Source organism: Arthrobacter sp. B3I4, from assembly GCF_030816855.1.
GTDB lineage: Bacteria > Actinomycetota > Actinomycetes > Actinomycetales > Micrococcaceae > Arthrobacter.
This window is the reverse complement of the sequence record NZ_JAUSYK010000001.1, coordinates 336,013-348,891: the sequence shown is the minus strand read 5'-3', so window position 1 is coordinate 348,891 and position 12,879 is coordinate 336,013. Positions and strand designations below refer to the sequence as shown.

The 12,879-nt window shown below is 69.0% G+C and carries 11 protein-coding genes; 4 read left to right on the top strand and 7 right to left on the bottom strand.

Annotated elements, in window-relative coordinates; genetic code table 11:
• The first annotated feature begins 19 nt into the window (after window positions 1-19).
• On the top strand, window positions 20-781 hold the full coding sequence (locus QFZ61_RS01615; protein ID WP_307032701.1) for a phosphatase PAP2 family protein: 762 nt from the start codon (window positions 20-22) through the stop codon (window positions 779-781).
• Here the strand turns inward: QFZ61_RS01615 and QFZ61_RS01610 are convergent.
• From QFZ61_RS01610 to QFZ61_RS01590, 5 genes are all read right to left on the bottom strand, one after another.
• The gene (locus QFZ61_RS01610; RefSeq protein WP_307032699.1) at window positions 734-2,668 is read right to left on the bottom strand and encodes a glycogen debranching N-terminal domain-containing protein; all 1,935 of its coding nucleotides are present in this window, start codon (window positions 2,666-2,668) and stop codon (window positions 734-736) included. The genes QFZ61_RS01615 and QFZ61_RS01610 overlap by 48 nt on opposite strands.
• Before the next feature lie 120 nt (window positions 2,669-2,788).
• Window positions 2,789-3,964, bottom strand: a complete 1,176-nt coding sequence (locus QFZ61_RS01605) for an ABC transporter ATP-binding protein (RefSeq protein WP_307032697.1) — start codon at window positions 3,962-3,964, stop codon at window positions 2,789-2,791.
• A complete protein-coding gene (locus QFZ61_RS01600; protein WP_307032695.1) occupies window positions 3,961-5,553 on the bottom strand; it encodes an iron ABC transporter permease in 1,593 nt (530 codons plus the stop codon). Before QFZ61_RS01600 ends, QFZ61_RS01605 begins: the two co-directional genes overlap by 4 nt.
• Before the next feature lie 3 nt (window positions 5,554-5,556).
• Window positions 5,557-6,615: an iron ABC transporter substrate-binding protein gene (locus tag QFZ61_RS01595; protein WP_307032693.1), complete on the bottom strand. Its 1,059-nt coding sequence runs from the start codon at window positions 6,613-6,615 to the stop codon at window positions 5,557-5,559.
• Window positions 6,616-6,824: 209 nt separating this feature from the next.
• Complete coding sequence (locus QFZ61_RS01590) at window positions 6,825-8,087, bottom strand: glycoside hydrolase family 76 protein (protein WP_307032692.1); 1,263 nt, start codon at window positions 8,085-8,087, stop codon at window positions 6,825-6,827.
• Window positions 8,088-8,246: 159 nt separating this feature from the next.
• Here QFZ61_RS01590 and QFZ61_RS01585 point away from each other — a divergent pair, with 159 nt between their 5' ends.
• Window positions 8,247-9,044 (top strand): SDR family NAD(P)-dependent oxidoreductase, encoded by a 798-nt coding sequence (locus QFZ61_RS01585; RefSeq protein WP_307032689.1) that lies wholly within the window; start codon window positions 8,247-8,249, stop codon window positions 9,042-9,044.
• Between the two features lie 116 nt (window positions 9,045-9,160).
• Window positions 9,161-10,327, top strand: a complete 1,167-nt coding sequence (locus QFZ61_RS01580; protein WP_307037947.1) for an acyl-CoA dehydrogenase family protein — start codon at window positions 9,161-9,163, stop codon at window positions 10,325-10,327.
• A gap of 148 nt (window positions 10,328-10,475) precedes the next feature.
• Here the strand turns inward: QFZ61_RS01580 and QFZ61_RS01575 are convergent, their stop codons facing one another.
• A complete protein-coding gene (locus QFZ61_RS01575; RefSeq protein ID WP_307032687.1) occupies window positions 10,476-11,315 on the bottom strand; it encodes a DUF1684 domain-containing protein in 840 nt (279 codons plus the stop codon).
• Complete coding sequence (locus tag QFZ61_RS01570) at window positions 11,315-11,959, bottom strand: TetR/AcrR family transcriptional regulator (protein ID WP_307032686.1); 645 nt, start codon at window positions 11,957-11,959, stop codon at window positions 11,315-11,317. The genes QFZ61_RS01575 and QFZ61_RS01570 overlap by 1 nt, the downstream gene beginning before the upstream one ends.
• Before the next feature lie 155 nt (window positions 11,960-12,114).
• Here QFZ61_RS01570 and QFZ61_RS01565 point away from each other — a divergent pair, with 155 nt between their 5' ends.
• Window positions 12,115-12,795, top strand: coding sequence for an NADPH-dependent F420 reductase (locus tag QFZ61_RS01565; protein WP_307032684.1), 681 nt, complete (start codon window positions 12,115-12,117; stop codon window positions 12,793-12,795).
• Window positions 12,796-12,879 lie beyond the last annotated feature (84 nt).

Here is a 12,879-nt window from a genome sequence, read left to right as displayed (position 1 = left end):
CATATGGCACAGTAACCCAATGCCTATTCTTGAGCGCCAGCGGTCCGGGGGTTCGCTCCGCCGCCCGTCGCAGCGCGCGGTCTTCTTCGCCGCCGCGTTCCTGCTGGTGGCGGGTGAGGCGCTGTTCTGGCTGATGCTGGCCGCCGTGCAAACGAACTCCGGTCTCGCCCTCCTTGACGGCGGAGTCCACGGTGCCCTGGTGGAGGACCGCTCGTCCTTGGCAACGGCCGTCCTGGCCGCAGTCAGCACGGTGACCTCCCCGACGTGGCTGACCGTCATCGGCGTTCTGCTGGCGCTTGGCTGGGCGCTTCGGAAACGGGAAATCTGGCGGCCGGCCCTGCTCCTCGGCGCGATGGTGGCGACCTTCGGGATTTCCACGCTCATCAAGCACGAGGTCGCCCGGGCCAGGCCTTCAGCGGCCGATTTCCTGATGGGCCCTGACGATGCTTTATCCTTCCCTTCCGGCCACACGTTCGGCGCCGGCGTCTTCCTGCTGGCGCTGGTGTACCTACTGCTCTGCAGTGCCCGGCCCGGTTCCGCGGCGCGCCCGGTACGACGTGCGACGGCGGTGCTGGCTTTCTCGGGAGCGGTCCTCGGGACGCTGCTGGTTGCCTTCAGCCGGATCTACCTTGGCTACCACTGGTTGACAGATGTGGTGGCCTCCCTGGGCCTGGCCGTCGCCGTGGTCGGGATCGTGGTCCTGGTAGACGGTCTCCGGACCGCGCGGCAAGCCTTAGAAAGCCACCCCGAGCGCCTGGGCGAGAACCACCGCGGAGGCTGAGGACCACGCCTGCGGGTGGCAGGAAGCGGGGTACGGCACCGCGCGGCCCGACTCCGCCGCGGGGACACCGGCGAACAGTTCCGGGAGCCGGTGCCCGAACGCGGCGGAGGCCGCCAGCAGACCCTCGGCAAGGACCCGCGCCTCGGCGGTGAATCCTTCGCTGAGCAGGCCGCGGGCCGCAATGGCCGTGTCGTGGCTCCAGACCGATCCGCAGTGGTAGCTGAACGGCCAGAAACCGGCCGCGCGCCGGGACAGGGTGTGCAGTCCGTAGCCGGAGAACAGCTCCGGGCTGAGCAGCCGGTCCGCCACGAGCAGTGCCTCCCCGGCGTTCAGGATCCCGGTGCCCAGCAGGTGGCCCATGTTCGAACCCGGGATGTCCAGCGGTTCGCCGTGGCCGTCCAAGGCCATCGCCGGGAACCGGCCGCCGTCGTCCTGTACCCAGAAGCGCTCCCGGAAGTTCCCCTTCAGGGCCTCCGCGAAGTCGCGAAGCTCCCGGGCTCCCGGTTCGCCGTAGGCGTCAAAAAGATCCGCCGTCTCCACGGCCGCCTGATAGGCGTAGCCCTGCACCTCTGCTAGCGCGATCGGTCCGTCCGCCTGGCGGCCGTCCCGGAACTGCATCGCGTCGCGGGAATCCTTCCAGCCCTGGTTACTCAGGCCGTGTCCCGAGGTGTCCTGGTAGCTGAGGAAGCCGCCGTTGCCGGCGGAGCCGCCGGACGCCCCGGCCGCGAGCAGCCAGTCGGCAGCGCGGACCGCGTTGGGCAGCAGGGCCCGGACTGCCGCGTCGTCCGTGCCGGCACGTCCCAGTTCGCCCAGCAGGCACAACCAGAGCGGGGTGGAGTCCACGGCGCCGAAGTAGACCGGCGGCAGGCGCAGCGACTGGCTCTCCAGCACCAGTTCCTTGGCCCGCAGTTCGTGCAGGATCTTGCCGGGTTCCTCCGCGGCGGCGGCATCCGTCTTGGTGCCCTGATGGGCGGCGAGGGCGCGGAGGGTACCGGCGGCGAGCGCAGCGTCGAGCGGCAGCAGCATCCGTGCGGCCCAGAGCGAATCCCGGCCGAATAGCGTGAAGTACCAGGGCGCCCCGGCGGCCAGGAAGGGCGCGTCCTGCGCCTGGCGGGTTGCCAGCCGGAGCCCGTCGAGTTCGTCGAGCGAGTTGTCTAAAAGGGCGCCCAGCGGGCCGCCCGGCTGGGCACGGACACGGCGGGCGGCGGGCAGGTGTGCTGCCACGACGGCGTCCTCGCTGTCGGTGACGGCGGCCTGCCATTCCACCTCAAGCGGCCGGCCGCGGCGGACCGTTCCCCGCCAGACCAGCCGTTCCCCGGAGCCCACCCGGCCGGGAGCGGCCACGGTCAGCGTCCTGCCGCCCTCGCTCCAGCGCAACGACGAGTCGTCCGCCGCGGAGGGCCGCATCGGCTCGCGGAAGCGGCCGAGCCGGATGGCGGCCATGTCGGTGAAATCCGCGGCGAGCCGCACTTCGATATCGGCGTCCAGGGCATCGAGCGAGGTGCTGAGCCGCAGGGTGACGCGGACCGTTCCGGGCGTGACGGTCCAGGTCTGCAGAAGTTCGACGGCGGGATCCTCGGTGGGACCCTCGATGCCGCGGACCAGCCCGCGGACATAGAGGACGCCGCCCGCGGCAGCCTCGACCGTGGCCGGTTCCGGCGCAAACCCGTTGACTGTCACGTCGGCGCGGCACAGCATCCGGGTATCGCCGTGCAGCAGGCCGGTGAACCACCCGCCGGCGCCGGTATCCGGCCCGCCGGACGGACTGGCTCCGCTCCCGGACGGGCCGGCCGCGTCACCACCCAGACGGCCGTCAGCGTCCAGCCAGAGCTGGGTGGGGGCTGCCACGGAACAGTGCTGGCGGTGAAGGGCTGGCTGAACTGTCATGCGCCCACCCTATGCCGGGCGCTGGGCCTGACCTAGGCCCAGCCCGCCGCGCCGTTCCGTGCCGCGCCGTTCCCTGCTGGGGCCTTCTGTGCCGTGGCCTCCCGGATCGGCCGGCGCGGCTCAGGCCTCGGCAGCGTCCTCCATCGGGAAGGCCACGGCCTCACCTACCACGCGCAGCCGCAGTTCGGTGCCGGGCCGGGCGATGGACGCGTTCCAGTGCCGGATGGTGATGATTTCGCCGCCGCCCGGGTAGCGGTGGTCGGCTACGTCACCTTCGGCAAGGACCGGCGGTACGGGCAGTTGCAGCCTGACGGTAGTTTCGGGGCCGAAATAGTCGGTGTCCACCACGGTGCCGCGGATCGGGCCGTCCTCGGCGATCCGGATCTGCTCGGGCCGGAGCATGAGCTGCACGCGGCCTTGCGCCGGGGGCCGGCGGACCGGTATGCCGCCCAGTGAACAGGTGGCCAGTGAGCCTTCCATCCAGGCGTCAAGGATGACGGCGTCGCCCAGGAATTCCGCGGTGGCCCGGTCCGCCGGCCGGGTGTAGACCACAAAGGGGTTGCCGATCTGGGCGAGCTTTCCGCCGCGCATGACCGCCACCTGGTCCGCGAAGGAAAGTGCCTCGGCCTGGTCGTGGGTGACCAGGATGGTGGTCACCCCGGCGTCCTGGAGCACCTTGCCGACGGCGCGGCGGGTGGCGACGCGGAGCCCGGCGTCAAGCGCGGAGAAGGGTTCATCCAGCAGCATCAGTTCCGGTTCGCGGGCAAGGGCGCGGGCTAGGGCAACGCGCTGCTGCTGCCCGCCGGAGAGCTGGTGGGGCCGGCGCCTGGCCATGGCCGGGTCCAAGGCGACCATCTCGAGCAGCTCGGCGACCCGGGCCTTGATCCCGCGGTGGCCGCCGGGGAGTTTGCCGGCGTCCAGGCCGAAGGAAATGTTCTGGCCGACGCTCAGGTGCGGGAAGAGCGCGCCGTCCTGGGCGACGTAGCCCACCTGCCGCTTGTGCGCCGGGACCCAGACGCCGTCACCGGCCACCTTGTTCCCGCTGAGCGAGATGCTGCCGGTATCCGGGTGTTCGAAGCCGGCGATGAGCCGCAGGAGCGTGGTCTTGCCGGAACCCGACGGCCCCACAATCGCCGTCGTCCCGCCCTTGGCGACCGAGAGATTGACGCCTTTGAGGACCGACTGGGAGCCGAAGTTCTTGGTGACGGCCTCGACCTCCAGGTGGCTGTTGGTGCTGGGTGCCACGGACGGGGCGATCCGGGGCTCCGGAAGCCGGGAGGGGTTCTGTTCGGTCACTGTCCTGCTGCTTTCTTGGACTGCTGGAAGAGGAGATAAGTCATCGGTGCCGAGAGCAGGATCATCAGCAACGCGTAGGGGGCGGCACCGGCGTAGTCGATTTCGCTGCTCTTGCTCCAGAACTCGGTTGCCAGGGTGCGGGTCCCATTGGGCGAGAGTAGCAACGTGGCCGTCAGCTCATTCACAATCGCGAGGAACACCAGCGCCGCGCCGCCTGCCGCTGCCGGCGCAGTCAAGCGCAGGGTGACGCGGAGGAACGCCAGCAGCGGAGGTTTGCCGAGGGCCTGCGCGGCCTCGTCAAGTTCCTTGGGCGCCTGAGAGAGCCCGGACCGCAGGTTTACCAGGGCCCGGGGCAGGAACAACAGCACGTAGGCGGCGATCAGCAGGGCGGTGGTCTGGTAGAGGTTCGGCGCGAGCCGGATGCTCACGGTGACGAACGCCAGGCCGACGACGATCCCGGGCATGGAGCTGGTGACGTAGTTGGAAAGCTCCAGGGCCTTGCTGAACCAGCTGGGCCGCCGCACCGCCAGGTACGCCATCGGGAAGGCGACGACGGTGGTGGCCGCCGCACCGACCAGGCCGTAGCCGAGGGTTTGCAGCAGCGCGGGAACGAACTCGTCGGCAGCCCAGATGTCCGTCCCGCCCGCGACGATCCAGCGCAGCACGAAGGTCAGCGGAAGCCCGAAGGCCAGTGCGGTGAGGGCCAGCAGGAACAGCTGGGCGGGGAACTGGTAGGCGCGCAACGGCAGACGCAGCGCGCGGGCCTGGGCGCCGGAGCCGACGCGGGCGTAGCGGGCGGTGCCGCGGCCGCGGACCTCCACCACCAGGAGGATCAGACAGAAGAAGACGAGCACGCTGGCGAGCATGTTGCCGGCGGTGCCGTTAAAGGTGGACTGGTACTGGACCATGATCGCGGTGGTGAACGTGTCAAAGCGGATCATCGCGAAGGCGCCGTATTCGGCCAGCAGGTGCAGCGAGACCAGCAGCGCACCGCCGGTCATGGCGATCCGCAGCTGCGGCAGCACCACCCGGAAGAACGCCCGCCAGGCCCCGAGCCCGAGCGAGGCGGCGGACTGCTCGATGGCCGGGTCAAGCCGGCTCAGCGTCGCGGCAGCCGGGATGTACACCAGCGGGAAGTAGGACAGCGTGGCGATCAGCACCCCGGACCAGAGCCCGCCCAGCGAAGGCACCGCGGAGACCCAGGCGTAGCTGTTGACGAACGCGGGAATCGCTAGCGGCGCGGCGAGCAGCACGGCCCACCACTTGTGGCCCTTGAGGTTGGTACGTTCCACCAGCCAGGCTCCGCCGACGCCCAGGACCAGGCAGAGCGGCACGGTGATCAGCATTAGGAGCACGGTGTTGAGCAGCAGCTCGCCCACCCGGGCGCGGAAGATCAGGCCGACGGCGGTGTCCCAGCCGGTGGCGACCGTCATGACGGCGACGTAGCCGAGCGGCAGGAGGGAGAACAGTGCGATCAGGACCGCCAGGATGGCCACCACAGAGACGCCGAAAGGCGGGCGGGGGCGCTTGCCCCGGCCCGCCGTCGTCGTACTTCCGGTGGTTCCGGGAGCCGCCAGCGTTTTGGTCACTGGTTAGAGCAGTCCTGCCTTGGTCATCAGCTCGGTGACCTTGGCGGAGTTGAGCTTGGCCGGGTCGACCTTGGGGGCCTGCAGTTCGGCGAGCGGGACCAGCTTGTCGTTGGCCGGAACGCCGGAACCGATGGCGTATTCGAAGGACGTGCCCTTCTGCAGCACCTCCTGGCCCTTCTTGCCGGTGATGAATTTCAGGAAGGCCTGCGCCGCTGCCGCGTTCTTCGAGGACTTGAGCACACCGCCGCCGGAGACGGACACGAAGGCGCCCGGGTCCTGGTTTTTGAAGTAGTACGGCGTGACGTTCTTGGAGTTCTCACCCGTCTTGGCCTGGTCGCCGTAGTAGTAGTAGTGGTAGATCAGGGCAGCGTCCACCTCGCCGGCGTTGACAGCCTTCATGGCAGTGCTGTTGCCCTTGTAGGACTTGTAGTTCTCCTTCATGCCCTTGAGCCATTCCTCGGTGGCGGCCTCACCCTTGAGTTCGAGCAGGGCCGAGACAATCGCCTGGAAGTCGGCGCCGGACGGCGAGGCCGCCCACTTGCCCTTCCATTCGGGCTTGGCCAAATCAAGCATGGACTTGGGGAGCTTGTCCTCGGTCAGTTTCGCCTTGTCGTAAACCAGCACGGTGGAACGGGCGGCGATGCCTGTCCACTTGTTGGTGGAGGGACGGAAGTCGGCCGGCACCTGGCCGACGGTGGCCTGGTCAACGTCCGCGAAGAGGCCGGCGTTCTCTACCTGCGCCATGGCGGGGGAGTTCTCGGTGAGGAAGACATCGGCGGGGGAGGCTGCGCCTTCCTGGACGATCTGGTTGGACATTTCGGTGTCCGAGCCCTGGCGCAAGGTGACCTTGACGCCGGTTTCCGCGGTGAACGCGTCGACCCATTCCTTGGTTAGGGATTCGTGCTGGGCGTTGTAGACGGTGATCTCGCCGGACGGCTTGCCGTCGGCGCCGGTGCTGCCGGTGCTTCCGGAAGGGGAGGCTCCCGAGCCACAGGCTGCGAGGCTGAGCGCGGCAGTGGCGGCGAGGGCGATGCTCGCCAGCGCATTGTTGCGGATCTTCATGAGGCTGCTTTCTGCAAGGAAAAAGGTCGTAGGTCCCTAGCTTCCGTGAGCGGGAAGTTAGGGCATGCTCACTACGAAAAACTGTAGGTTAGCCAAACCTAAGCAACCAAGCCGAGAGCGCCTTATGTGAGCGAGATCACACGAATTAGGAAAGTATTGCGTGACCTAATTGCCGGTGAGGGTGCCCGGGGCCGTTTCCGCGCCGTCGTCTAGCTCGGCTCCCCGCCTTCTGCGCCGTCCACGGCCCCGCCGGCTTCGGCCCCGGCGCGCGGCCCGACCAGGGGCAGTTTCGCGGCGATAGAAGCCGCGGCTTCAAGCACCATCCAAGCCTGCAACTGGGTGGAGAGGTCGACGGCGGCACCTGCCGGGTAGCTCCGGCGGGCCGGTAGTTCGGGGCGGGCGGAGAAAACGACCCTGGCGCCCCGGCGCGCCAGGGGTTCCCGTGCGGCGATCAAGCGCCGGCCCTCCCAGAACGCCTCGGCAGTATCAGTGACCAGCGCGGCGGCGGTGGCCCGCGTCTCAGCCGGCAGCCGCTCGTCGACGGCGGCGAGCGCCAGGTAGCGGACCAGGATGCCGGTGAACAATCCGCCGTCGCCGGTCCCCTCGGAGCGCAGCACCGTGCCTTTACGGCCCAGCAACGGTGCGGAGACGGTGAGGCTGCGGGCGGAGGCCGCCACGAGCGAGGCAGCCCGTGCCAGGTTGGCCTCACCGCCGACTTCCAGCAGGGCGCCCAGCACCGGGCCCTGGTTGTATGTGTAGATGGCACTTTCCAGCACCGGTTCGCCGCCGGGGGAGATCCGAAGGCCATCCCGGTAGAGGCCCTGTTCCGGGTCGTAGAGCTTGCCGTCGAGCCAGTCGAGCAGGGCCTGGGCCTTGGCCGCCTGCCCGGTCCGGGCGTAGTACAGCGCCACCGGTGCCGTGGCCGGAGTGTTCTTGAAGTCCCGCTTCTTGCTCCAGAAGATGCCGCCGCCCAGGTCGTCGGTCGAGGCCGAATCAAACTGCAGTGTGAGGCTTTGCAGGACCTTGGCGTTGCGTCGCCGGCCGGCCGTCTTGCGGGTGTCTTCGGCGAGCTTCTCCAGCCGCAGCGTGGCCAGGGCCAGCCAGGCCATGTCGTCGTAATAGTTGTTGACGACGGTGGCGAAGTTCCGCAGCCGGATGCCGGTCACCAGCCGGGAAGCCAGGTTGCCGGCGCTGGGGAGGTTGTCGCCGTCGAACCGTGCGGGCGTGTGGCCCTCGCCGCCGAGTTCCCGGCGCCCGGTGTCCACGAGGCAGTCGACGTAGTGTGCTTGCCACCAGTAGTGCCATGGCCGGAGCAGGTTCTTGAACCCGCCGGAGGGGCGGGCAATGGCGGCGATGTGGGTTCCGGGCAGGAAGAAGAGGCGCTGCCCGTACAGCCGGGTCACCGACCGCGCCGCTTCGTCGGCGCGGAAAGGCCAGTTCGGGGCAGGGGAAGGGGCGGCGGCTGCGGTCATGGGACAAGCGTAGTGGCGGCGGGGGCGCGGAGGCGGATTTCCGGGCACGGCGTGCGCTACGGGCAGATTCCAGTTAACGTGTACTAACTAATGTTCCCGGCGCCGGCGGGCTGTGCGCGGTTCTCCGCCAGGGTCGTGGTTCCACATCAAGGAGGATGCATGGACGTCTTGGGTACTGTCGCGTTGATCACCGGCGGCGCTTCCGGGCTGGGGGCCGCGACGGCGCGGCGCCTGTTTGGGGCCGGCGCGTCCGTGGTGCTGGTGGATCTGCCGGGCTCGGCCGGGGACGCCCTTGCCGCTGAGCTGAACGCACGGGCAACGGAGCCGGCCAACCGCGCCGTCTTTGTCCCGGCGGACGTGACCAGCGAAGATCAGGTGCAGGCCGCCGTCGACGCCGCCGTCGCCCTCGGACCGCTGCGGATCGTGGTGAACTGCGCCGGCATCGGCACCCCGGGCAAGGTGCTGGGCCGTGACGGCGTGCTGCCGTTGGAGGCGTTCAACCGCGTCATCCAGATCAACCTCGTCGGCACCTTCAACGTCATCCGACTGGCCGCCGCCGCGATGGCCGCCGCCGAACCTGCCGCCACCGAGCTGGGTGGCCCCGAGCGCGGCGTCATCATCAACACCGCCTCTGTCGCGGCCTTCGACGGGCAGATCGGGCAGCCCGCCTACGCCGCCTCCAAGGGGGCCGTCGCCGCGATGACGCTGCCGATCGCCCGTGAACTGGCGCGCTCGCTGATCCGGGTGGTCACGATTGCGCCGGGCATCTTCGAAACGCCCATGATGGCCGGGCTGCCGCAGGAAGCTCAGGACTCGCTGGGCCAGCAGGTGCCGCACCCCTCCCGGCTGGGCCGCCCGGCCGAATACGCGAACCTTGCCGCCCACATTGTCGACAACGCCATGCTCAACGGCGAAACCATCCGGCTGGACGGCGCCATCCGGATGGGGCCGAAGTGACCCTCGCTGTGGACACTGCCGCAGGTTCCACTCCTGCCGGTCCGGTTCCCGCCGGGGCCGCTCCCGCAGGGCCTGCGGACGCAGGTTCCACTCCGGCAGGGCCAGCGGACGACGGCCTGCCGGGCGCAGACCTCTTCGCTTTCGAATCCCTGCTCAGCGACGCCGAACAGGCAAAACTGGCCGAGCTACGCGAATTTCTGGCCCGGGAGGTGGCGCCGTTCGCCACCGAATGGTGGAACCGGGCGGAGTTCCCGGCTCACATCCTGCCGAAACTGGCGGCGCTGGAGCTCAGCACCCCCGCCCAGCGCGGCTACAGCAACCTCTTTGCCGGTCTTGTCATCGCCGAAATCACCCGGGTGGACACCTCGCTGGCGACCTTCTTCCTGGTCCACCACGACCTGTTCGTCGAGTCGCTTCACGGGTTCGGGTCGGAGGAGCAGAAGGCCCGGCTGCTGGCGGACGCCGCGGCGTTGCGCACCACCGGGGCGTTTGCCCTGACCGAACCGGACCACGGCTCGGATGTCGCCGGCGGCATGGAAACTTCCGCGCGCCGGATCGCCGGCGGTCCGGATGGTGACTACTGGGTACTCAATGGCGCCAAGCGCTGGATCGGCAACGGCACGTTCTGTGACTACATGCTGGTCTGGGCCCGGGACGAGGCCGACGGCGGCATCCGCGGCTTCATCGTGGACGCCACCCTGCCGGGCGTGAGCCGCAGCAAGATCGAGAACAAGATCGCGCTGCGCACAGTGCAGAACGCGGACATCGTGTTTGCCGACGTCCGCGTGGCGGAGGCGGACCGCTTCGCCGGCATCAACAGCTTTGAGGACACCAACGAACTGCTGCGCGGCTCGCGGATCATGGTGGCCTGGCAGGGTGTGGGGCAGCAGTTGGCCGCTTTCGACGTCGCCCGGCAGTACGCCGTCGAGCGCCGGCAGTTCGGCCGGCCGCTGGCCAAGTTCCAGCTGGTCCAGCAGCAGCTGGTGACGATGCTGGGCAACGCGGTGGCGAGCATGGGGATGATGGTCCGGATCGCCCAGCTGCAGGACCAAGGCGCAGCGGACATGCCGCAGGTGGCCCTCGCCAAGTCCTACGTGAGCGCCCGGATGCGCGAGACCGTGGCGATGGGCCGGTCCCTGCTGGGCGGCAACGGCATCGTGACCGACTACCGCATGGCGAAAATTTTCGCCGACGCCGAAGCGATCTACACCTATGAGGGCTCGTACGAGATCAACACGCTGATCGCGGGCCGCGCCGTGACCGGGATGTCCGCGATCGTCTAACCCCGTCCCAGATGCGCGAACGGACACTTCAGGCCCCGCATTTGCCGGAAACCGGGGCCGCAAGTGTCCGTTCGCGCGCTGTCCGGGGCCGCAAGTGTCCGTTCGCGCACTGTCCGGGGCCGCAAGTGTCCGTTCGCGCCTGCCCGGGCTAGGCGAAGGGAGCCTTCTCGCCGGCTTCGATCCGGTAGTCGAGGCTGTTGTTTCTCACCGGCATCGGGCAGGTGCCGTAGGGGGTGAAGGCGCTGGGGTAGTTGATGGCCCGGTTGAAGTCCAGGATTACCGTGCGGTTCCCCTCGGCGTCGACCCGGGGCCGGGCGGTGGACACCTTGCGCCACTCATCGGTCGTATCCCCGTTGGTCTCGTCATGGAAGGTCACCGTCAGGGCGCCGAGCTTTTCCTCCTCCGCCTGCAAGCGGCACTCATGTTCCTGACCCGGCAGCCGGAAGACCAGCTCGCCGACGGAACGGTGGACGCCGTCGACCAGCGGGTTGGCCGTTCCAATGGGAACATCCACCGGCTCGGGATAGCGCAGGAACCGAGCCTCAATGACAAGGTCCGGCCGGTAATCGAAAACCGGAACGCCGTCGAAGCCGGTGAACACCGGGGACGCCGCATCCCGCGTCCGGATGGCATATTTGTCGGCACGCCTGGCCAGCTCCACCACCACCTGCCGCCCGTCGCTCCCGCCGAACTGCACCCACATCAGCGATTCCTCGTCAGCCAGGACTGAGCTGATGGTCCCGTCAACCGGCTGGCCATTCTCCACCAGCGTCAGCCCGTCGGCCGCAGCGGCCGTGAGGAACGCCGTCGGGCCGTCCGTGGACCACAACCCCGGGACCAGGTCCACGCAGGCGGGGCTCTCCGGCAGCCACTGGAAGGACGTGAGGGTGAGCCAGCCATGCGGGGCGGCGAGCGCCTCGTTGCGGCTCTTGCGGAAACGCTGCCAGCGGGCGAGCTTCGGGTCAGCGGAGGACTCGGCGGGGGTCATCAGTCGTCTCCATGGGTATCAGTTGGCGGCGTCGGAAGGGCTGCGGCCACGAGCTGCGCCGCTGTGGCGCGGGCGACGGCGGCCGCGGCGGGATCGGCGTCGAGCACCCCGCTGGCCAGTCCGCCGTCGAGCAGTAAAGCCAGGCCGCGGGCCAACCGATCGGGATCGGCCGCACCCGCCTGGTCCGCAAGGTCCCGGATCCATGCAAGGATCTGCTGCTTGTGCGCCACTGTCCGTTCATGCACCCGGGTGCCGGAGGCCGACTCCGCGGCGGCGTTGATGAAGGCGCAGCCGCGGTACCCGTCGCGGCGGCAGGCGGTGGACAGGGCGTCGAAGAGGCCGACCAGCTGCGCCGCCGGGTCCGGGCCCGCCGCCTCGGCAGCGGCGTGCAGCTGCCCGGTCCAGACGCCGTCGACGTGCTCCAGATAGGCCAGGATCAGATCATCCTTAGCCGGGAAGTACTTGTAGAAGGTGGCTTTCGCGACGCCGGATTCGGCAATGATCGTATCGATGCCGGCTGCCCTGAGGCCGTGCGCGTAGAAGAGCCGGAACGCCGTCGCCAGGATCTTGTCCTTCGCCTGGCCTGCCGGCGTGCGCACGGCGGCGGTGCGGACAGCGGGGGCAGGGGATGCTGCGGGGGTCATAGTCCTATGGTACAGACCGGTCTGTCCGCGTCGCGGGTCTGGGCCTTGGGCGGCCCGTTGTCATAGACAGCTCTGTCTGGTAGCGTCTCGCACAGCGGTAGACAAATCTGTCTACTCCGCCTTCGGGCTCCCAAACTTTCCTGAATGAGGTTTCCATGAAAATTGCAGTATTTGGCACCGGAACTGTAGGCCCCGCCGTCGCCGCCGCGCTGGCAAAGCTCGGGCACGACGTCGTCATCGGCACGCGTGACCCGCAGGACACCCCCGCCCGGACCCAGGCAGGCCCGATGGGCGGCGTTCCGTTCGCCCAGTGGCACGCCGAGCACAGCGGAATCGCAGTGGCGACATTCGCCGACGCCGCGGCCGGCAGCGACCTGATCGTCAACGCCACGAACGGTTCCGGGTCGCTGGCCGCACTGGACGCCGCGGGCGCAGCGAACCTGGCCGGCAAGGTTGTTATGGACATCGCCAACCCTCTTGACTTCTCCCGGGGATTCCCGCCGTCGTTGGACCCGGTCAACACGGACAGCCTTGGCGAGCAGATCCAGCGGACCTTCCCCGACGCCCGCGTGGTCAAGACGCTCAACACCATGAACGCCGCGATCATGGTGGACCCGGCCAGCGTGGCGGGCGGCGACCACTCCGTGTTCGTCTCCGGCAACGACGCCGACGCCAAGACCGTCGTCGCCGGACTCCTGGCGGAGCTCGGCCACCGGGACATCATCGACTTGGGCGATATCACAACGGCCCGCGGCACGGAGATGCTCCTGCCCATCTGGCTGCGGCTCTGGGGTGCCCTCGGCAATGCGGACTTCAACTTCAAGATTGCGCGGTAGGCCCGTCCCCAACCTTGCCCCGGCTTCGTATGGGTGGAACACTTTGACCCCTGCGTAGTTTCCCGCCCCAAACCCAGGAGCCGA